The 22,707-nt window shown below is 29.5% G+C and carries 21 protein-coding genes; 17 read left to right on the top strand and 4 right to left on the bottom strand.

Annotation, left to right across the window (positions count from 1 at the left end):
- Positions 1 to 42 precede the first annotated feature (42 nt).
- Positions 43 to 1,221, top strand: a complete 1,179-nt coding sequence (locus ACX6CF_RS14005; RefSeq protein WP_458785965.1) for a GNAT family N-acetyltransferase — start codon at positions 43 to 45, stop codon at positions 1,219 to 1,221.
- Between the two features lie 82 nt (positions 1,222 to 1,303).
- Here the strand turns inward: ACX6CF_RS14005 and ACX6CF_RS14000 are convergent, their stop codons facing one another.
- The 3 genes from ACX6CF_RS14000 to ACX6CF_RS13990 form a co-directional block, all read right to left on the bottom strand.
- Complete coding sequence (locus ACX6CF_RS14000) at positions 1,304 to 3,571, bottom strand: FAD-dependent oxidoreductase (protein WP_458785964.1); 2,268 nt, start codon at positions 3,569 to 3,571, stop codon at positions 1,304 to 1,306.
- Between the two features lie 82 nt (positions 3,572 to 3,653).
- Positions 3,654 to 4,286, bottom strand: a complete 633-nt coding sequence (locus ACX6CF_RS13995; RefSeq protein ID WP_458785963.1) for a hypothetical protein — start codon at positions 4,284 to 4,286, stop codon at positions 3,654 to 3,656.
- 282 nt (positions 4,287 to 4,568) lie between these two features.
- Positions 4,569 to 5,516 (bottom strand): CAP domain-containing protein, encoded by a 948-nt coding sequence (locus ACX6CF_RS13990; RefSeq protein WP_458785962.1) that lies wholly within the window; start codon positions 5,514 to 5,516, stop codon positions 4,569 to 4,571.
- A 286-nt stretch (positions 5,517 to 5,802) separates the two neighbouring features.
- On the opposite strand from ACX6CF_RS13990, the gene ACX6CF_RS13985 reads away from it, so the two are divergent.
- The 14 genes from ACX6CF_RS13985 (at position 5,803) to ACX6CF_RS13920 (ending at position 18,450) form a co-directional block, all read left to right on the top strand.
- Entirely contained in the window at positions 5,803 to 6,483 is a 681-nt protein-coding gene (locus ACX6CF_RS13985; RefSeq protein WP_458785961.1) for a FadR/GntR family transcriptional regulator, read from the top strand.
- Positions 6,484 to 6,607: 124 nt separating this feature from the next.
- Complete coding sequence (locus ACX6CF_RS13980; RefSeq protein WP_458785960.1) at positions 6,608 to 7,579, top strand: sugar kinase; 972 nt, start codon at positions 6,608 to 6,610, stop codon at positions 7,577 to 7,579.
- Positions 7,580 to 7,799: 220 nt separating this feature from the next.
- Positions 7,800 to 8,945 (top strand): hypothetical protein, encoded by a 1,146-nt coding sequence (locus tag ACX6CF_RS13975; protein WP_458785959.1) that lies wholly within the window; start codon positions 7,800 to 7,802, stop codon positions 8,943 to 8,945.
- Positions 8,946 to 9,052: 107 nt separating this feature from the next.
- Positions 9,053 to 9,418, top strand: coding sequence for a BlaI/MecI/CopY family transcriptional regulator (locus ACX6CF_RS13970; protein ID WP_458785958.1), 366 nt, complete (start codon positions 9,053 to 9,055; stop codon positions 9,416 to 9,418).
- Between the two features lie 12 nt (positions 9,419 to 9,430).
- Entirely contained in the window at positions 9,431 to 10,417 is a 987-nt protein-coding gene (locus ACX6CF_RS13965) for a M56 family metallopeptidase (RefSeq protein WP_458785957.1), read from the top strand.
- Positions 10,418 to 10,429: 12 nt separating this feature from the next.
- On the top strand, positions 10,430 to 11,908 hold the full coding sequence (locus ACX6CF_RS13960; protein WP_458785956.1) for a hypothetical protein: 1,479 nt from the start codon (positions 10,430 to 10,432) through the stop codon (positions 11,906 to 11,908).
- A 356-nt stretch (positions 11,909 to 12,264) separates the two neighbouring features.
- Complete coding sequence (locus ACX6CF_RS13955) at positions 12,265 to 12,834, top strand: RNA polymerase sigma factor (RefSeq protein ID WP_458785955.1); 570 nt, start codon at positions 12,265 to 12,267, stop codon at positions 12,832 to 12,834.
- Positions 12,812 to 13,534 (top strand): DUF4367 domain-containing protein, encoded by a 723-nt coding sequence (locus ACX6CF_RS13950; RefSeq protein ID WP_458785954.1) that lies wholly within the window; start codon positions 12,812 to 12,814, stop codon positions 13,532 to 13,534. Before ACX6CF_RS13955 ends, ACX6CF_RS13950 begins: the two co-directional genes overlap by 23 nt.
- 70 nt (positions 13,535 to 13,604) lie before the next feature.
- Positions 13,605 to 14,018 carry a hypothetical protein gene (locus ACX6CF_RS13945; protein ID WP_458785953.1) on the top strand — a complete coding sequence of 138 codons (414 nt, stop codon included), beginning with the start codon at positions 13,605 to 13,607 and terminating at the stop codon, positions 14,016 to 14,018.
- A 64-nt stretch (positions 14,019 to 14,082) separates the two neighbouring features.
- Positions 14,083 to 14,661 carry a C39 family peptidase gene (locus ACX6CF_RS13940; RefSeq protein WP_458785952.1) on the top strand — a complete coding sequence of 193 codons (579 nt, stop codon included), beginning with the start codon at positions 14,083 to 14,085 and terminating at the stop codon, positions 14,659 to 14,661.
- A 37-nt stretch (positions 14,662 to 14,698) separates the two neighbouring features.
- A complete protein-coding gene (locus ACX6CF_RS13935; protein ID WP_458785951.1) occupies positions 14,699 to 15,520 on the top strand; it encodes a hypothetical protein in 822 nt (273 codons plus the stop codon).
- A gap of 27 nt (positions 15,521 to 15,547) precedes the next feature.
- A complete protein-coding gene (locus ACX6CF_RS13930) occupies positions 15,548 to 16,114 on the top strand; it encodes a hypothetical protein (RefSeq protein WP_458785950.1) in 567 nt (188 codons plus the stop codon).
- Positions 16,115 to 16,143: 29 nt separating this feature from the next.
- Entirely contained in the window at positions 16,144 to 16,686 is a 543-nt protein-coding gene (locus ACX6CF_RS13925; RefSeq protein WP_458785949.1) for a hypothetical protein, read from the top strand.
- Positions 16,687 to 16,914: 228 nt separating this feature from the next.
- Complete coding sequence (locus ACX6CF_RS13920; RefSeq protein ID WP_458785948.1) at positions 16,915 to 18,450, top strand: multicopper oxidase family protein; 1,536 nt, start codon at positions 16,915 to 16,917, stop codon at positions 18,448 to 18,450.
- A 32-nt stretch (positions 18,451 to 18,482) separates the two neighbouring features.
- Here the strand turns inward: ACX6CF_RS13920 and ACX6CF_RS13915 are convergent, their stop codons facing one another.
- Positions 18,483 to 18,839: a hypothetical protein gene (locus tag ACX6CF_RS13915; RefSeq protein ID WP_458785947.1), complete on the bottom strand. Its 357-nt coding sequence runs from the start codon at positions 18,837 to 18,839 to the stop codon at positions 18,483 to 18,485.
- A gap of 351 nt (positions 18,840 to 19,190) precedes the next feature.
- Between ACX6CF_RS13915 and ACX6CF_RS13910 the strand changes: the two genes are divergently transcribed.
- Positions 19,191 to 20,984: a sensor histidine kinase gene (locus tag ACX6CF_RS13910; RefSeq protein WP_458785946.1), complete on the top strand. Its 1,794-nt coding sequence runs from the start codon at positions 19,191 to 19,193 to the stop codon at positions 20,982 to 20,984.
- The gene (locus ACX6CF_RS13905) at positions 20,977 to 22,533 is read left to right on the top strand and encodes a response regulator transcription factor (protein WP_458785945.1); all 1,557 of its coding nucleotides are present in this window, start codon (positions 20,977 to 20,979) and stop codon (positions 22,531 to 22,533) included. Before ACX6CF_RS13910 ends, ACX6CF_RS13905 begins: the two co-directional genes overlap by 8 nt.
- Positions 22,534 to 22,707 lie beyond the last annotated feature (174 nt).

Below are 22,707 nucleotides of genomic sequence, written 5' to 3'. Positions count from 1 at the left end.
ATGTTATATTTAATACTATAACTTATTTTGGAGGGGTGAATTATGGATTTATATAACATTGTTGATAATAAATATTTGGATAGGTTTGCTGAATTACAGAGTTATTGTTTTGGGGTAGATAAAGATTTAGTTAAATTTGAATTAGATAATTTGTTTGGAAAAGATGACTCAATCATATTAGGTGCATTTGAAGATAATCTGTTACAAGGTGCATTAGTAATTAATGATTTTGATATCTATTGGCATGGACTGAATGTAAAAATGGGTGGTATTGGTGGTGTAGCCACTTTTCCAGAAGCTAGACAAAACCATGTTGTTGAGAAGTTATTGATAGAATCAATTAAGATGATGAATGATAATAATCAAGTTTTTTCATTGCTTGCTCCTTTTGCATATTCTTTTTACAAAAAGTATGGTTGGGAGTATGCTAGTAAGAATAAGAAATTAGAAATAAAAATTAGTGACTTATCACATTTTAAAAGTGGAGATTTCACCGTAAAACCAATTGGTAAAGATTATATTAATCAAATTAAACAGGTTTACGAAAATTTTTATTGTAATTATAATGGAGCGGATAAAAGATCTAATCTTAGATGGGAACATATTTTTGCTAGAAATGATAAGAATAATGTTTATAGTTATGGTGTTTTTGATCATGATGATAAAATTAGAGGATATATCTTTTATGAATTGAAAAGTGATGGTATGATTGTTCAAGAGGTAGCATATGATTCATTAAAAGCAAGAAAACAAATATTAAGATTCATATATGTGCATAGAGCCCAGTTTGATAAAGTTACATTGACAGTTCCTAATAATAATGACTTGGATATATTATTAAATAATCCAAGACAGCATATGGAAATATCATCTGGCATGATGGTTCGTATAATAAATGTTAAAAAAATACTTGGAATGTATCCATATGAGATTATGGACAATTTGAAATTTAGTATATCAATAGAGGATAAGTATGCACCGTGGAACAACAATGTATTTGAAGTGAATATTAAGGATAATAATACTTTAGTTGAAGAGAGTGAAGATAATGAATCTGATATCAGCTGTTCAATTCAGGTTTTATCACAAATAGTATTTGGGTTTTTAAGTTGGGAAGAGGCAGTTAAACTAGAACTGATTGCATGTAATAATGAAGGGTTAATAGGTAAGTTAAATAGTGCTATGCCTAAGAGATGTTCATACATAACAGACCCATTCTAATATAATTACATGAGTTAATTTATTAATAATAAAGCAGTAGATGTATATAGAACGCTATTATACATCTACTGCTATTTAATTGTTACAGATTTCTAGCCAGTAGATATCCTGATTTCGTAGCCTCAAAAACTTTGCCTTGCTTGAAGGAATCTCCTATATTATATATTTCGGTAGCAGCAGTCTCCTTAACAAGGTCATAATATAAATTGTCAATAGGTCTACCGCCTATAGCCATTACAACTAGGTCAGCTTTGATTTTCATTTCTTTTTCTTCTGATTTAATTTCTTTGGCAAGAGGATTGACTACATTCTCTGGTAATAATGGTGCCCAAGTTATATAAGGATTCGGTACTGTCTTAGAGATATTCTTGGAAACTACAACGCCATCTTCTTCAATACTTTTTAGTTTGGTACAGTTATGTAATCTAACATTACTGTCTTCAAGATAATGTAGCATATATCCTCTGTTGGCAGTACAAACATGATTCATGAAATAAATATCCATTTCTATAATATCGACATTTTTATCCATTTCACTTTTTAGCATATAAGCTGTTTCACATCCCACAACACCGCCGCCGATGACTACAATATTCTTAGAATCTTTTGCAAGGTCTTTATTAAGCAGTAGGTTCGTGGCTAATATAACATTATCTCTGTCATAGCCTGGTAGCTTGGGAATAATCTGTTTTACACCTATAGCTGTAACTATTACATCGAAGTTTTCTGATTTCAGTTCATCGACTGTAGCAGAAGTAGCTGGTCTATATACCAATCCATAATTGGAACTGGTTTTTCTTATTAAGTTACTGAGATAATTGTTATAGTTTTGAATATCAAATTTTATTTTTGGAACTCCACCAGAGATCAGTAAACCACCAGCTTTTTCATTTTTATCTATAAGTGTTACTTCATGACCTCTTTTTGCTGCAGTCACAGCACAAGTAACACCAGCAGGTCCAGCACCTATAACAGCTATTTTCTTTTTATTAGATGTGATAGGGAATTCTTCTTCGTACATGTTTTCAAAACCGGTTCTTGGATTGATAGCACATTGAGGATGACCACCATCCACGAATTCATTGATACATCCTTCTTGACATCCGATACAAGGTATAATCTCATCTACTTTGTTAGCATATACTTTGTTAGGCCAATATGGATCACATAGAAGAGGTCTTCCTAACATTATCATATCACATGAATTGTCACGCAATGCTTTTTCCGCAAGATCAGGATAGCCTAATTTACCTACACCAGCAATAGGAACTACAATACCCGCATTTGAGAGAATATCATTATCAGTAAAATACTGCTTAACTATCTTAGATACTTCCAAGAAACATCCAGGAGGCATTGGTCCAGGTGGATGAGGAAGCCACCAGTTATCATAACATCCAAGGTCAACATCAAAAATATCCACACCAGCTTTTACTAGATTCTTCATATAATCAAGAGTCATTTCCACAGTTCTTTCATTCTTGAATTTCTTGAGAGATTTAACTGTTGACATTTTTTCTCCATAGGTTTCATTAAGTACTAATGATAAATCAATCCTATACATTATTGGATAATTCTTTCCACATCTATTTCTGATTTCTTCAATTAATTCTATACCAAATCTCTGCCAATCAGAGTATTTACCTAACTTTCTTCTATTAAAGGCAGGATTAGTTAATTGCTCTAATAGGTATCCTTCGTGTCCATGTAAATAAACTCCGTCAATTAGTGCTGCTTTTGAATCAGCAGCAGCTTGACCAGATTTTTTAATAATCTTTTTTAGCTTTCTATCAGACAATCTTAACGAAGGTACACCTGGCATATAATAATTAGGATTGAATGAGGCAGATACAGGGAATTTATGCATACTAACAACACATTGAGGGTTCCCGACTCTGCCAAGACCAGGACTTATCTGAAGAAATATCTTGGCTCCAAATGAGTGACAGTTTTCTGCGATATCTCTCCAAGGGGCAAAAGTTGTTCTGGATCTATCAATCCTAGGAAAGTAAGTTAGGTCGCCTTTTTCAATTATTGAATTATCGATACCATAACTAATGGGTATTAAACCTGTAGTTATTAAACCAACACCCCCTTTAGCTCTTTCGGTAAAATAACTTATCATTTTTTCGCTGGGTCTACCAGATTCGTCGCACATAGATATGTTGCCCATTGGTGCCATTATTAACCTATTCTTTATTTTCGTTTTGTTAATTGTTATTGGAGAAAACATATTAGTGTAAGGATATAGTGAAGATGTCATTTTTCCCCATTCTAGAAGCATATCGTCTTGAAACCAATTTCCATAACTACTAGTCAAATTTTTAATACGTTCTTGATAAGATATCATATTTATCCTCCTTAAGTAAATACTTAATTCCTTATTAGTTATTATGCTAAAATTACTTTTTACAAGGTATATATGTATATTATTAAATCCATTTTAATATGGCTCCGAATACAATTAAGCCTATTATATCTACAGAAAATATAGTACCTACTGTTATCAGTTTGCTTTTTATTGTTTTCATATCATGGACTAGGTAACACATAGCAATAAAAGGCATATAACCAATAAGAAATATCAACCAAGGACAATAAGATTGCCACCATGAATATTCCCAAGAAAGAACACCAATTCTATTTAATATTATTTCGACTATAACAAATAAAATTGAATTGGATACTACAAGAAAATATCTGTTAGGAATACATAATATCTTTTTCTTTTTATCTTTTGGTAACATCTTAGCACAGGCAATTCCTGCAACTAGGAACATGAACGTTATTTCAATGTTAAGACCTATAAGTATTAGATAAGCGCTTTTGGTAGGTGCTCCCCAGACAGGGGCATAGCCTGAGAAATGAAATACTAATGAATTCCATATCTCATTAAACCAATCCATTCCCCAAAAAGCAAGTCCGGCTAACAAAACGTTCCAATTTCTTTTTTCTACTTCAACGGCATATATATAGATAACAATAATTAAGATGGGAATAATATACCATTGGAAGTTTGACGTGGTTCTTAAAATTTTTAATGATTGTATAGCAGAATCAGTCATACTATTACCTCCCTTTTTTAATAACAAAAAATAATATTATGTCGTATTTTTTAGGTAGAAGTATAATAATTTATTAGTAAATTATCTAGTATGCATTGAGTAGTCTTATGGAATGGTTTGAGTAATTGTTAGAGAAATGTGTGAATCATATGTCCATTATATCATAAGTAATAATTTTAAAGCTAGTAAAGTATTCTTGATGGTAAGAATTTTTACTAGCTTTGGGTAGGAAGGTACTTGGTAAATTATATTATCAATTATTAGAAATTAATTAGCGTAAAGTTATTTTTTAAGAAATAGTTCAGTAAACATATATCCGTATTTACTTCCTTTTTGAATTCCAACTCCAACATGTGTTAAATCAGGATTAAGAATATTTTTTCTATGTCCTGGTGAATTCATTAATGCTTCGTGTGCTTCTTGTACTGACTTATTACCTGCAATGTTTTCAGCGGCACTTAGGTATTGGATACCAAAGCTTTTCAACATATCAAATGGATTACCATAGGTAGGCGAGTTATGACTGAAATAATTATTATCAATCATGTCTTTTGATTTGATTCTCGCAACTTCGGATAGTTGATTGTCAGCTGTTAATGCTTTCAGACCGTTTTGTTTTCTTGATTCATTGATCAAATTAATAAGTTGTTGTTCTTCGTTAGATATATTTTTATTGGTTGTTGTATTTTCGTTTTCTGCATTATCATTAGCTACAGAATCATTATCTGTGGTTGTTGTATCTCCAGGTATTGGTTGACGATTATTAGCTCCTGTACCTGTTTTTGGGGGTTGCATTTGATTTGCAGCACCAGGTGTTTGAGTTCCGGGTGTTTTTCCAGTAGTACCTGGAGTTGCTGGTGCTTTACCTGCTACTGGAGTTTGTGAAGCGTTACCTTTATTAATAGCATTGTCAGGTAATACAGGTGTACACTGCTGTTGAGGAACAAAACCTAATTGATTATTAGGCAATTTGACACAATACCAATCATCATTTACTTTATTAACAACATTAAGATTAGCATTTTTATTAGCAGTTTGTAATACTTTTGAGCTAGGATCGCATCCTTGAGTTACATTACAATTGTTTGCTGTTATTTTAACAGCTTTTACATCTCCTGTTGCATTGACTGAAGACTCTACACCTTTAACAGGTTCTTCATTTGTTGCACAGGATGTTAGAATCACAGTTGTAAATAGAGTTAAGACTAATAGTGATTTTATTTTTTTCATATTATCCTCCTTATCTAAAAAAATGTTTTATACATGACTATTTTTTTATGAGTATTATTCAGTTGTTAAACTAAAAAAAAACTTATAACATTATTATTAGAAATGAGAGATTTTTTATTAAAATAAAAATAAGTAAATAAGTATTATTTTACCTAATAAACGCCGTTATGACCTAATATATGTAAGTATTACTATATAATTACAAATAAAACATAAATTACAAAAATTTGCCTATCACGCAAAAATATGATAATCTAATAAAAAAATCTAAAGTAGAGGTAGTAACATGTACGATAAAGGAATTCTTTCAGAAAAAGTTGCAAATACCATAAAAGAAATGATTATAAATAAAAAATTAAAACCAGGGGATAAACTTGCTAATGAAATAGAATTGACAAGTGAATTGAATGTTAGTCGTTCAACTATTAGAGAAGCAATAAAAATTCTAGTTTCAACTAATGTATTGGAGGTACGCAGAGGTAAAGGGACTTTTGTTTCGAAAAAACCAGGATTATCCAAGGATCCTTTAGGGGTATGTTTTATGGATAAGAAAAATCTATTAAAAGATCTATATGAGTCAAGAATGATTATTGAGCCGGGCATATGTGCTCTAGCGGCTATAAGAGCTACAAAAGAGAATATATCTCAATTAGAAGATAGTTATACCAAGATTGAAAAAGAAATTTTGAGCGGCAAAGACCATACAGAGACTGATATACAGTTCCACAATATAATAGCTAAAAGCAGTCAGAATCCTATTATCAATCGTATATTACCTATCATTAATGAAGGTATTTCAGAAGGGTATAGAGAAACGAAAGATATATCAGAAAGTGGAGACACTGTTTTGTATCATCATAAAAATATTTTAGAAGCTATTAAACAAGGGGATTCAGAATTAGCAAAAAAATGTATGACAGACCACCTAAGATATGGTATGGAACAGATAGTCAATAAACAATATTAATGTAATTGATGCCATTGTGATAAACATATAATTAGACAAAATAACTTGCATTTGTACTTGATATTTAATATAATGTAATCAGAGACATCAGACATCAGACAATACAATTGAGGAGGTAATAAAAATGGTAGATATGGTAGATAAAAAGATGGAGGTAATTACTTTTGGTGAAAGTATGGTTTTGTTTAACCCTGACGCAAAAGGTCCTCTTAGATATATACATACTTTTTCTAAGGCACTAGCTGGTGCTGAATCTAATGTTGCTATAGCTTTGGCAAGGTTAGAACATAAAGTGGGTTGGTTTTCAAAATTAGGTAATGATGAGTTTGGCAGATATATTGAGTGTTTTATTAGAGGTGAAGGCGTAGATATATCTAGAGTCATAAAAGATGATACCAAGAGCACAGGTCTTCTTTTCAAAGAAAGATTCGCTCATGTTAATCCTAACGTTTATTATTATAGAAAAAACTCAGCGGCAAGTTATTTAACTCCTGATGATATAGATTATGAGTATATTAAAAGTGCTAAGATATTACATATAACTGGAATAACGCCTGCTCTATCAGAGAGTGCTAGAGAAACAGTTATAAAAGTAGTTGACTTTGCAAAAGAAAACGGTGTGTTATTTTCATTTGACCCGAATATTAGGTTGAAGTTATGGCCAATAGAAGAAGCAAAACCCGTTATATTAGATTTATGTAAAAAAGCTGATATATTATTTCCTGGAATTGATGAAGCTGAGATGTTACTAGGAATAAAAGAACCTACAGAAATCATTAAAACTTTTCATGATATGGGATCTGATATTGTAGCGTTAAAATTAGGTAAAGCAGGATGTAGAATTTCTAATAAAGACGAAGAATATTTTGTTAATGGATATACGGTAAATACTATGGAAGACAGCGTTGGTGCTGGGGATGGATTCGCTGCTGGTTTCCTAAGCGGATTATTGAAAAACAGAGATTTTAGAGAATGTGGAGAATATGCTAATGGGGTAGGAGCCATGGCTACTCTTGTAAAAGGTGATGTAGAAGGTTTGCCAACATATGACCAACTACTTACTTTTATTAATAAGAAAGAATATGTGGATAGATAAATTAAAGTACAGTGTTATTAGAGGGGCTAAATAAAATATTTATTTAGCCCCTACTTGACTGATTTTGTAATTCTTTAGATAACTTTAGAGATGTAACCATATTGTTGAGACATGTGAGATTTACTGTTAATATAGATATAAAGCAAAATAAATAGAAAGTATGTAACAATATCGGGAATAGGGTGTATAAATAAAATATTATATAAAGAGGGGAGATTTAATGAAGAAAAAAGGAATTTTAATAATTATAACAATATTTTTATTGACATCGTGTAAACAAAAAAGTCTAAATAATAAAGATTATGTGAGGTTAAAAGATATAAACTCAAAAGCTGTCCCAGAAATAAAACTTGAATTCGAATTATTAGGTAATCCTCTTATAATAAAAGAGATATCTAGTGGATATATATGTGCTACTCATAAAGAATATGAAGAACCTGACAAAGAAGTAAAGAAGGTTGGATATAGTTATTGGTTACCTATAATAAGGAAACTTGATGAAGATTATAAAATCATTTGGGAAAAGGAATTTGATCAGAAAGGGCAAATAGATCATTTATATGTTCTTGATGACGATAGTTTTCTATTCTCAGTTAAATCTATGGAATACATGAATATTATCAAATGTGATGAAAAGGGTAAACAACTTTGGGTAAAAGAATTTGATAGTTCTATACCTTATAATACACCGGAGGTATTACTAACTGATTCTAAAGAGATATTGGTTATTGAATTATGGATTGAAAGAGAATATGAAAAAAAATATATAAATGGACAGCAAGTTATTGAAGGATATGGTGTTGGGGATGTTTTCATAACTAAATTAGATCAAAAAAGTAAGAAGATATGTCAAAAGGGGTTTGGAGGTACTGGTTATGATATTTTTAATATAGCAAAATATCATAAGGATATTGGTATTATCATAAAAGGATGTTCGTCATCGATTGATGGAAGTTTTGCAAAGAAGGGTCAAGAAAGAAATGATTATGTAGCATGTATAGATGAGAATAATCTTGAGGTGAAGTGGATTTATCATTATGATGAAGATGGTTTTAATGATGAAACACTAATTGAAATTGATGATGATAACAAAAAGAAAATAATTGAAAGTTTAAAATGTCCTCAAGATAAAATTTTTCCAACTCAAGATGGAGGATTTATTGAGAAAAGCATAAGAAATATAACAGAATTACCTTTATCAATATTCTCGTCTAATGTTAAATATGATACTGAAGTTGTTATAGAAAAATATGACAGTAATCATGAAGTTCAATGGCGCAAGACATATGATAAATATAAAGACAGCAAATATGTTGATTGTGTTATACCATTAAGAGACGGAAGAATTATTGTTGAAGCACAATAAAGTATCTAATATTAAAGCAATGTAAAATTCAGAATAAATTGTTGACAGCTCCAGACTATTGTAGTAGTATAAAAATGTAAACTATTATAATAGTCTGGAGTGGTTTTATGGAACTAATTAAGTTATATGACTCGGAATTAAGGTTAATGGAACTAATCTGGCAGCAGGAGGAAAGTACAACAGCTAAGCAATTAAGCCTTATTGCAGCTGAGGTTATCGGGTGGAATAAGAATACGACTTATACAATCTTGAAGAAGCTGATAGCAAAAGGAGCAATTGAGCGGATAGAACCTAATTTTGTGTGTAAACCTCTTATTACGAGAGAGAGGGTGCAGCTTGACGAGACTAGAAAGCTGATAGACAAATTATATGATGGTTCCATAAGGACTTTCTTTACTTCGTTTATCAAGAAAGAGCATTTGTCCAAAGAAGAGATAGAAGAGCTCAAAGACATTATTGATAAAGAGCTATAGAGGGTGATTACTATGATAAACAATATATTTTACTACATCTTGAATATGAGTATAATAGCAGCTATCATAGTAGTTATACTTTTATTAATTAGAGCTGTCTTCGGGATGTGGTTGCAAAAATCGTTGATATATGCTCTATGGGGTATTGTTTTATTTCGTTTATTGATTCCAATATCCATATCAAGCGAATACAGTCTAATAAATATTGTAAACCCTGATTTTGCTAAGGCTATTGCTGTCTCTGATAACAATAATGGTGTACCAGATATAACCTATAGTGTAACTAATGTGGTTCAACTGGCAGAAGAATATGATCCCATAGAATATAAGAACCATAAGATAGAAAAAATTTTTAATATATTTGGCATCATATGGCTGACAGGAGCTATTTCATTTATCATAATAGCAATTGTTATCTACAGAATAACCATAAGACGTCTTAACCGAGCTGTAAAATTAAATTATGATACCAGAATCTTAGAAGAATGTAAGAAAGTATTAAAGGTTAATAGTGAAATAGGAGTCTATGAATCCGGTTATGTAAATACTCCAATTGTAAGCGGTATAATAAAAACTAAGATTATAGTACCCAAAAATATTAAACCAGATACCTTGGAATATATACTGATTCATGAATTATCCCATATCAAAAGAAAAGATAATATATGGAAGCTATTGACTATATTAGCAGTATGTATCCATTGGTTTAATCCATTCGCATGGTTGTTTCTATGGATTTCAGAACGTGACATGGAGAATGCTTGTGACTATAAAGTATTAAAAAACATTCCAGATAATAAAAGAAAGAAATATGCATTATCATTAGTAGAATTAGCTGACAATCAAAGATTACCATTTCCTGCATTAGGTAATACAGCAGTAAAACAAAGGTTAATCAACATTACAACTTATAAAAGCATATCTACTATTATGGTAATAATCACTTCTATTCTATGTATGATAGTTACGATATTGTTAATTACAAATCCTATTACATAAGGGGTGTATATAATGAAAAGAAATAGGATATTAATTACTCTAGTCTTAATAACATTGTTGTTGACATCATGTAAACAAAATATTCTAGCTAAACAAAATGCAATAGTACTAGATAAAAAAGAAGAGCCTGAGATAGTACAAGAAGAAGTAAAAATCATTGATGATATATTTGGGGATAAAAAATATTGGAATAGAATAGAACAATATGATACTAATTATGTGAAATTAGAAGATATAAATAAAGAAGATATAAAAGAGATAGAAGTGGACTTTACTTTATTAGGTAAATCTTCTTCTATAAGAGAAGTATCAGATGGTTACATAGTTGTTGGTCTAAAAAAATATGTGGAAAGTGAAAGGTTAACAAAAAGTAAAGCCACTTTTTACTATAAACCTATATTACAAAAACTTGATGAAACAGGTAAGATAGTATGGGAAAAAGAGTTGAATCAGAAAATACCTTCAGGATCTATAAAGCATCTACTGGCTTTTGAAGATGACAGTTTTTTATTTGCAATTGATTCATATCAAACATGGATGAATGGTGGAAAACGAACTCATGAAAATAACTATATTATTAAATTTGATAAAGAGGGAAATCAACTATGGAAACAAGAATTTGATAATTATTCTAATAATATGTTTCGAGATATCTTTCTAACTGATTCTGAAGAAATATTGGTTATTGGAGAATGGATGAAGGGTAGTAATGATATTGTTATAACAAAACTTAGTTCAAAAGGCAATATTATAAAACAAAAGAGTTTTGGAGGTAGTGATTATGATACTCTTTATGTATCAAAATATGATAAAGACATGGGTATCGTAATAAAAGGTCGTACTAGTTCACAAGATGGATATTTTGCAATAGATAGTAAAAAAGATGATATGATTTTCGTAGCATGTATTGACGAGAAGCACCTAAAAGTCAAATGGGTTAATCATTTTGAAGAAAATTTCTCGTCATATGATCAATTATATATTGATGAGGATCTAGTATATGTAGCTGTTGATGGAGAATCAACTCACTCAAAAGAAAACAAAGGTCTGATAATAACTATTGATGATGAGGGAAAAGTATCTAATAGTATAACACATATCTATGAAGAACATGAGAGCTGGGCAGAATCCATGATTATACTAGAAAATGACGATGTAATTGTGGGGTGTGGTAATCGAAACGTTGGTACATTAAGAATATTTTACAAATCAGGGAAAGAAAAGAAAATAATCAAGAATCTTAAGTTGTCACCTAATGAAATTATACCAATCGATGATGGGGGATTCATTCTTAAAAGTGTAAGAGAAATCAAAACTATTCCTCAACCTCCAGTTATATCATGTTTATGGTTCGACCATGAAGTGGTTATAGTAAAATATGATAGTGATTATAATGTTGAGTGGCGTAAGACATATGACAATTATAAGGAAAGTAAAGATATTGATAAAGTCATACCATTAGAAAATGGTAATGTAATTGTTGAAAAATAAAGTATAGATAATTAATAATTTTAATAAGGATAGATTAAAAGCGTAAAATTTTATTAGTAGAAATCAGATGGTATGTATGAAATTAATAATATTTGGCATACTTAATATGTGAGGGATATAATATATAGCACTTTAATTAAGAAATTGATTAGGGTGCTAATTGTTTGTGTTTTTTTATTTTTAGAATATTTTATTTATGAAAAAATGATTTAATATGTAGATAAATGTTAGACAAGATAGTATAATAGAACAAAAGACATATATGAATGCAAATATAATGTAAATTATTGGAGAAATATTAGAATTTTAAAAGTAATTACTTTGATATATTTTATATTAAGAAAGAAGTGATTTTTGTGGTAGGTTTTTTATTAGTTATTGACAATGAAATTATTCGTAGTAAACTGGAAGAATTGTATTATCAATATAACAAAGAAATGTTTTATATCGCCTATAATATAATAAAGGACTATCATGAAGCACAAGATATTGTACAAACAGCAATTATAAAAATTTCTTCATATTTAGATAGAATTGAAACTATAAAGTGTAACAAAACCAGAGCCTTTCTTGTTATAATAGTTAGGAATATCTCTTACAATATATATAATCAAAGAAAGCGAAGAAATACAATGCCACTAGATAGTATAGAAGAAATAATACCTGAAGAGGATATTGGACCAGAGTTACATATGATAAGATTGGATCAAGCAAAAGAAATGGCAAGATTACTTTCTAATATCAACAAAACATATGCTGATATATTAACATTGAAATATTATTACGAGTATTCAAACTCAGAAATAGCTCAGTTGATTAATATGACAGAGGGAAATGTTAGAGTTAAAATCCATAGAGCAAAACAAGCATTGAAAAAAGAATGCCTGAAGGAAGGTGCTTTAAATGAAGCAAACAGATATGGATAACAGACAAAAAAATAAAATCCTTGAATCATACTATGGGTACATAGGTTCTTGTCATATAGAAAATATCATTACTGATGTAGATATTCAGAAAAAAGAAATAAATGAAGTAGAATTTCCAATAAGCATAGATAAATGGTTTGTAAAATTTCAGAAAAAATATAGAAGACAAGAAAGATTGAAAAAGTTTAATCTAAAATTCAAAAAAGTAGGTTGCAAGGTAGCTGTATTAATGATATTAATAATAGGTATAGGAACAGTTTTATCATGTACGGTTGAAGCTTTCAGAATTAAAATATTTAATCTTTTTGTTGAAAATAATAATGAATACACTAGTGTACAAGTAAAAGAAGATGAAGAAAGCATACCAAATAGTTGGAGTAATTATTATTATCCCGAATATCTACCACAAGATTTTGTATTGGATAAATCAGAGATTTTGAATGACAAGAAAATATTAAGATTCGTTAAAGGAGATAAATTTATATTAATTACCCAATCTCCAAATGGAACCAACTATCAAATGGATACAGAAGAAGCTAAAGCAGATAAAATTATAATCAATGATTATGAAGGATTATTGATTGAAAAGCAAGAAAATAATACTATTATTTGGCATAATGAAGAATGTAGTTTTAATATAATATCCAACATAATAAGCGATGAATTGATGAAAGTAGTAAAAAAATTAGAAAAAAGATAAAAAAATATCATAAAAGTGTAACAAAGCACCTTCCTTTATTGTTAATAAGATAAAGGGAGGTTTTATATATATGAAAAAACATAAAATTCTAGCAAGTCTATGTTTTTTACTTGTTTTTTTTAGCACTACTACTTATGGCATTGGAATGAAAACAATGGACTATCAACCATACTTTGTTTCAATAATTACTTTTGAAAATACTTTTGAGATATCCACGTATGGGAGAGCGTCTGTTACCAGTTATTTATTTGCTAGAAATGTTAATAAAGTTAAAATAACTGCTAATTTACAAAAGTATACAGATGGGGACTGGAAAACAATCAAGAGTTGGTCAGGTAGTGAAGATGACACAAGTTGCTTAACAGGGGGGAAATGGTACATAGCAAGTGGTAATACTTACAGAATAACTTCATATGGATATACTTATAAGGATGATGAATTTGTAGAAAGTACGGTTTATATTAGTGAGAGTAAAGAATATTAAATTAGTATTAAGTGATAAGAATAATTAGTAGCATTGAATATTATAATAGAAAGGTGAGTTAGTTATGAATAAATCAAAAAAAAATATTTCGATTTCTTTAGTATGGATACTTGCTGTTATTATGGTTGGAACAATAACTATTTATGCTTCATATACAACTTTGGATGTTACATTGATTAATCAAGCCAAAAGTAACTGGTGCTGGGCAGCGTGCTTAGAGATGTCAGCAAAAGCGCTTGTGGATACAGAATTAGATCAATGGGATATCGTTAAAGAAGTAAAAGGAACATCAAGTAACTCTTATCCAAATAAGCCTGGAGGTAGTAGTGATTATAAAGACGGAATGGAATATATAACTGATGACATGTATACTGCATCAAGAGTGTTTGAAACTTGGACATTGGATGAAATTGATGATGAAATAGATTCCAATAGTACACCAATTATAATGTCTTGGGGATATTATAATTCTTCTGGCGATAGGACTGGTGGTCATGCTAACGTAATATATGCTGTTGATTCATCTACAGAATACCTAAAAATAAAAGATCCAGGAGGAGATGGAAGTACTATTACTATTAAATATGATGATTTATTTTCTAGTTCATCGAAAAAATATGATGCTACGGTAGATATAGATTAGGGAAAGATATTATTAATATTGAAAGGATGATAATAATATGAAAAAGCTTTTAACATTTGTAATTATATTTGCTTTTGTTTTTTCATTGACAGCATACGCCAATGACGATTCAATTAAAAAACAAGGGCTTTTATTCGAAGATACTGGAATTACAACTGAAATTGAAAACAATCTATATAATAAAGATATTGTTTTTGTTAAAATGTTTGAGAATGAAAATGCTAAATTTGATTATTCTCATGTAGTAAAAATAAATTTCCTTATTGATGCTTCTAATACAGAAAAAAATCAGCGTTTATCCGATTTACTTATTGATGAAGGTCGATATCTGATTCCGGTATTAGATGAAAAAGGTAATAATATTGGAATGGCAGAAGTGAAAAAAATTGTTCCTCTAGAAGAAGTTTCTGATAAGATAAAAGACAAAAAATCAACAATAGATTTACACACTAATCATGTAGGAGAATGGGAAGTTGTTAAATATTATAAAGATTGGAATTATGAAACATTCACAAATAAAGAATATTTAGATTTAGCTGTTGATAGTTCAATAGAATCAATTATGTATGTTGAATTTCCAATTATACAAACAAAGGGATTGTTATATGTCTTAGAAGATAAAGATGAATTTGTTCCTTTTACTGAGAAATATAAGATAGCTATTAAATCTAAATCAATTTCTGGAAAAGATGTTTTACAGCAATTGATTGATGCACCTAAAACAGGAGACACTGAAGGTTCTGCTGCTAGTGTGGATTCTGCTGTTGATAAAGGTTATTATATTGTAGCAGTTCTTTTAATTATTTCACTAGCTATATTAGCTACAATATACATTAGAAAACGTTATTCGGTAAAATAAAACAAATATAAAAGAGGGTTGATATATATGAAGATTAGATCATTTGTGTTATTAGTATTAATAAGTGTTATCATTTGTACAACGCCCATTTTTGCATGTGAAATAGATGATGAATCTTTTATAATAAGAAGCGAAGAGTATCAAAATTGTGATACCGTTGTGATATCTAAAACATTATCTACTTCTAATCCAGCAATAAAAAATGAGATAGTAATGGAGATTACAAAAACTAAATTTAATTCTACAGAAACAGTTAATTTTGTTTTATCAGGAAGATACTATTTGGTATCCAATGATGATACAGTTTCAAATTATGGAATAGAAGGTAGTGCTGATTGTACAGGAGATGAAGTAGAGAATGTTATTTATGATGTATATCATAATGTGAAACCAGAACACCAAGATAATTATAATTCTTCTGCTGCTAAAACAAAAAGCACCATCAGTGATGGTGTTAAGTTGAAAGGAACTTATAAATTAAAAAATAAGAAAACAGGAGAATGGGAATCTGATATAGCTAAAATTACAATAATTATTAAGAAAGATGGTAATTGGGAAACAGAAGGTAATTATGGTGATATAAGTATTAATTAGATTACCGTTAATTGGAAAGGTTGATATATATGAAAAAAATATTTATGCTAACTTGTTTTATACTAGTGCTTTGTATTAATACTGTTGCTTATGCTGCTCACATAGAAGATAATGATAAATTAACCAAGAATAAGTTGAGTACTGCTATTGATGTTATATCATTTGATAATGGAATTTCTTTTGCTTTGTTTAAAGATGAAAACATTAATAATATAAATCATTCAATTAAAACAACTGGAACCAAAGAATTTACAGAAGATAGTTATGATGGGTATTTTTATTATACAGAAACTACAGATAAAATATCAAAACATAATTTTACAGCCAAATTTAGTTACGATAATACAATGGCTTCTTGCTATGAGACGGATTCATCTGTAAAAATGATTGATGATGATGCTCCTTACCGTCCAAAAGCAGAAAATGAGGGTAGAAATAATCTTACTCCAACAAATGTATATGGACATGTTACTTTTACTCTATATAATGATGATGATACAGTAAATAATAGTGTTATCATAAAAATTTTCTGTAATCAAAAAGGGGAAACAAATGTAAAAAGATATTATTAATTATTAACAGATAGAGAGATAGATATATATTTTTATTAGATTTTAAATATAGAGAGAAAAAAAGTAAAGGTGGATATATATAGATACTACCTTTGCTTTTTTAATTGCTTATATTAATAATATAAAATTCAATAATAGATATTAAAATAGTTAATTATCTATAATATTCATAGGATAACAAAAAAAATCATAATATAATATGAATGTATTATGAAAGGTAAGTAAGAAATGACTTTATCTAAATTTGTTGATAAGTTACCAATAATAAGAACTATAAAACCTAAGGGTAGAATGGATGGAGTTCCTTATTACCAAATGAGAATACAGCAATTCAAGCAAAAATTGCATAGGGATCTTCCGAAAACTACTGTATGGGGATTAGAAGGTAATTATCCAGGTCCAACTATTGAGGCTAATAGAAATCAATTAATAAAAATCCAATGGATCAATGAACTTCCCCCAAAACATCTACTACCAGTTGATACGACAATACATGGTGCTGGACCTGATAAACCGAGAGTAAGAACAGTCATTCATCTTCATGGAGCAGTAGTACAACCAGAAAGTGATGGATATCCAGACGCATGGTTTACTAATGGATATAAAATAGTAGGTCCAGATTTTAAAAAGAAGATATATGATTATCCAAATATGCAAAGGGGTACTACTCTATGGTATCATTCTCATGCAATAGGTATAACACGTCTTAATGTATATGCAGGATTAGCAGGTGCCTATATCATTCGTGATCCATGGGAAAAACGTCTAAATCTACCAAAAGGAAAATACGAGGTTACGTTAATAATTCAAGATAGATCATTCAATGATGATGGTTCTCTATACTATCCATGTGGTCCAAAACCACCTATACCCAATGTGTGTCCATCGGTTGTATCTGATTTTTTTGGAGATAATATATTGGTTAATGGTAAGGTTTGGCCATATCTAGAAGTTGAGCCTAGAAAATATAGGTTTCGAATTGTTAATGGTTCTAATTCAAGATTCTATAGGATAGGACTATCTTCTGGTCAACCTTTTTATCAAATAGGAACTGATGGCGGATTCTTGGAATCGCCTATAATAACTAAAAAAATATTAATATCTCCCGGTGAAAGAGTAGATGTAATAATAGATTTTTCACAGTTAAGAGGAGAAAATATAGTATTGACCAACAATGCCCCATCACCATTCCCGAGAGGAAATCCAGTAAATATAATTACAGAGGGTCAGATTATGCAATTTAGAGTAGCAAAACATTTAACAAGTTATGATTATAGCTCTATCCCATATAGGTTGACCTCTATAAAACCTCTTCTTGAAAGGGATGCCAGATTAGAGAGAAATCTTACTCTTGTTAGGGAAACAGATAAATACGGTAGAGCATTTCTTCTGCTGGATGATAAAAGATGGGATGACCCGATAACTATTAAACCTCTTCTTGGTAGCATAGAAGTATGGACTCTAATTAATTTAGCTAATTCTACTCATCCAATACATATTCATTTAGTTAATTTCCAAATCCTAGATAGACAGCCATTTGATGTTGATCATTATAAGGAAACAGGTGAAATTCGTACTACTGGACCCGCTGTATTACCAGCACTCAATGAAAGAGGATGGAAGGATACAGTAAGAGCCAATCCTAGTGAAATTACCAGAATCATAATGAGATTTGTCCCATATTCAGGATTATATCCTTGGCATTGCCATATATTAGAGCATGAAGATCATGAGATGATGAGACCTTACGAGATAATAACTTAGTATCAACCACCCAAAATGGGTGGTTGTGATTTCTATTTAGTACCATTATTATCAAGGTAATCATCTAAATTTATATTTATATTCGTTAATTGTTTTCTAGCCATTTCAAAATTCCAAGCTTCAGGTTTTTCATTGCAATCATTATATTTCCAATTTAAACCTTGTAAAATCCATTGTTTTCTTAAATATTCATGAGCTTCTTCTTTAGTTAGATAGGATATGTTCTTTAATGTATCAAGAGTTATTTTATCATAAGTTCCGTCTACCAACTCTCTAATTATTCTTTCATCACATCCACATTCATTTCCACAACAAGAACATATATCCCCTATGGAAAAGGCTTCTACCAATTGATTACCACAAATTGGACAATAAAATTTATTTATCATTTTTGTCTCTCCTGATTTATTTATTTGCTGTCCTCAACAAGATATATATTAACACAAAAATATTTTACTATAAACAATATTGAATAATTAATGCAGAAAAGTTTTAGAGAATTGTTTAGATTCTATAAAGATAGTAAAGTACTATTCTTATAATGAAATAAATAACAGTAAAAAGCATTTTGACTAATAATTGGTCGGAATGCTTTATTGTTATAAATAATATCCTTTTAATAATATAAAATCAATGTTATAATTTTATCTATTATGAAGCTAACTTAAACAAAATAATTTACCTTTAGAATAGATTTATATCAATCCAAAGCTTAGAATGTTATATAAGGTGCGTGAATCATGAAAAAAATACCAGCCAAGAGGCTTTCTGTTAGAGGGCGTATAGTTACCATGTTTATTGCAATAATGCTAATAACAATATTAGTGTTCGGTACATATGCTACTTATAATATGTACAACAATATAATGAAGAACACATATAAAAACATGAATCTAATGATTGATGCCAATAATGAAAACCTAAATCAATCCTTTAGCATAATTACCAATACATCAATTGCCCTATCTGCAAGTGATGCTGTACAAGAATGGATAAAAGATGATAATTACTTCAACAAAGATAATGAAAAGTACTATCTTAATGTACAGAATCTCAATAAACAATTCCAGAATATATTAACATACAACAACGTATGGGAACTAAATTCCTTAACGTATGTTACTGTATATGAAAATAGAGATCTCCTTGGATATACTTATACGAAACAGGTAAGTACCAAGAAAATAGTAGATGATTCCAAAAGGATAAATGAACGTATCGTAACTGATACAGAAAAATATATAAGTTATATACCACCGTCCCCAAATAATGACACCATATATTATACTAGGAAATTGAAATCGGACTTTACAAATGATGACAGCCTTATAATTATAGCTGCCATAGACGAACAGTTTATAAATGATAAATATAGCAGTCTCCTAAGTTATGATGGATCACTAATTTTTATAGTAGATGAAGAAGGAACCATATATTCTTCTAATGATAACTCATTATTAGGTGGAAAATTATCAGAAGATATAACTAGCAACATTGATATCAACAGAATAAATGAAATTAATTATGATAGTAAAAAATATGTAACAGTCTCTAGAGAAATAAAAGAGAATGAATTCAAACTAATATATATGTTACCAAAATCAAATTTGATCAAAGAAACAGTTACCGGTATGAACTCTTTTATACTCATATCAATAATATTATCAATCGTATTCATTACATTTGTCATTATCTTATCTATGAGAACTACGGTATTTATAAAAGACTTTACAACTGCAATGAATAAGGTAAGAGAAAAAAACTATGATTATAGAATGGTCAAATATGAGGATGTAACATTAGATACCCTTGTGACAACATTTAATTCCATGACGTCAGAGATTCAAACACTTTTAAAAACAACATATGAGTCAAAAATATTACTTAACGAAATGGAAATAAAATTTTTGCAGTACCAGATGAATCCACATTTTTTATTTAATATATTACTTACCATCCAGATCAAAGCAAAGATGTGCAAAGATGAAACCATATATCAGATGATATCATCATTATCGGCTCTACTAAGAGCAGGAATATACGGAGATAAACGTTCCATTATCACTATACAAGAAGAACTGAAATATGTAGAATACTATTTGTCCCTGCAAAAAATGAGATATGAAGATAGGTTGAGCTATACTATTGAAATAGATGATGAAGATATAAAGAATTGTGAAATACCTAGGCTTGTAATCGAACCTATAGTTGAAAATGCAATTGTTCACGGTGTTGAAGAAAGCGACAACCAAGCTGTAGTTTCAGTAAAGATAAGTAACGATGATGATAAGATATATATTAAAGTAGTGGATAATGGTATTGGGTTCGACGTTCAGGAGATAATGAAAACTGAAAATAGCGATATAACAGATAGAAAAGTACAACGTGAAAAGATGGGATTAAAAAATACAGATCAGAGATTAAAGCTTATTTATGGTTCACAGTATGGACTGAATATACAGAGTCAAAAAAATGTAGGAACCACTATAGAAATAATAATTCCAAAGAATAAAGGGAGAGCAGAAAATGTATAAAATAATGCTTGTTGATGATGAACGTAATATTAGAAATGGTATAAAACACCTCATTGATTGGGATGGATTAGATTGTGAAGTTGTATCAGATTGTAGAAACGGTAAAGAAGCTCTTGATTATATAGCAGAAAAAGAAGTTGACATTGTTGTAACAGATATAAAAATGCCTGTTATTGACGGATTAGAATTATGTAAAAAAATCAAAGAAAATAAATATAACGTAGAAATGATTATTTTAACCGCCTATTCAGATTTTACATTTGCCCAGAAAGCCATCAAATACAATGTAATTGACTTTGTTATAAAAAATGAATTCATAGAAGAATTACCAAGTGCAATAGATAAAGCCAAGCTGATTATTAATGAAAAAAGAAAAGAAAGTAAAAAAATACAATTATCCCAAAATGATTATAATGAATACCGTTTACATCTACTAGTAAGATTAGCTCTTTCACAAAAAGTAAGTATAGATGACATAGAAAAATATAATCTATTGAAATATAATTATTGTATCAATGCTTGTGAGATTAATTATTACGATGGTGAGAAGAATAATGAAGCTTCCATAAAGATGATAAAAAACTTCTTGAACATTACTATGAAAGATTATGATTCAGAAGTAGTACCAATAAAAGATAATCACATTATGATTGTAATACTGATTAATAAGAATAAACAGGTTACATTAAATAAGATAGTACAACATTTTAACGAGATTCTTCTTATGGTAGAAGAATTTATGCGTCTGGATATCAAGTTAGGAGTAAGTCAGATTATTGATGAAACTGATGAAATAAGTTCTGCTTACAAAAAAGCAAATGAAGCTTTATCTAGAATTACAGCAAAGGGTAATACATTATACATCTATGATAATGGACAGACGATAGATGAAAATACCCTCAATATAAATATAGAACATTATACAAAGGAAATATGTGATATAGCGTTAAAAGGTGATAAAGAAAATGCAGAAGTTAAAATAAAAGACTTGGGTGAGGAATTAGTCAAAACCAATAAAAGCTTTGAACAATGTAAAATGGACATTCTTATTATCTGTAGTTCAATAATCCGAAATGTTGTTAAATACGATATAAGTCAAGACCTTAACCAAATAGAGAAAAAATTATATAAAAGCATTAATGATGCCAAGACCATGTTTAGTCTTATAGCCATATGCAAAGATATTGTTGAGATAGCAATAAATGTATGCAGAGATAAAAAAGATATCAGAAATCAACTAGTAACCAATGTAGATAATTTTATTAAGAATAATTATAGAAATAACATTTCACTACAAGATATCAGTAACGCACTATTTCTCAACAGTAGTTATCTAAGCCGAGCTTATAAGAAACTAACAGGTATAACAGTAACAGATGCAATCAATATGTATCGAATAACGAAGGCGAAATCATTACTGAAAAACAGTGAGTTAAAGATATATGAGATAGGTATGGAAGTTGGATTCAGTGACCCTGCATATTTTTCACATGTCTTCGTGAAATATAATGATCAAAATCCAACAGAATATAGAAATAGTAATATGTAACAAATAACTTGCTTTAATAACCTATTATAATCATTAGAAATTCTGATAATAATATTAAAGCAAGTATTTTTTTTACCTTTTAAGGAGATATTAGGTAAAAATAATACAAGACTATAAAATCTAGAATAATACTTTGCTTTTTTGGTCAAAATTAAACAATCAAAAGGAAAAGTA

The sequence above is a fragment of the Vallitalea sediminicola genome, assembly GCF_054408565.1.
Note: the sequence above shows the minus strand (reverse complement) of the source record. Positions and strands in the feature narration are given on the sequence as shown.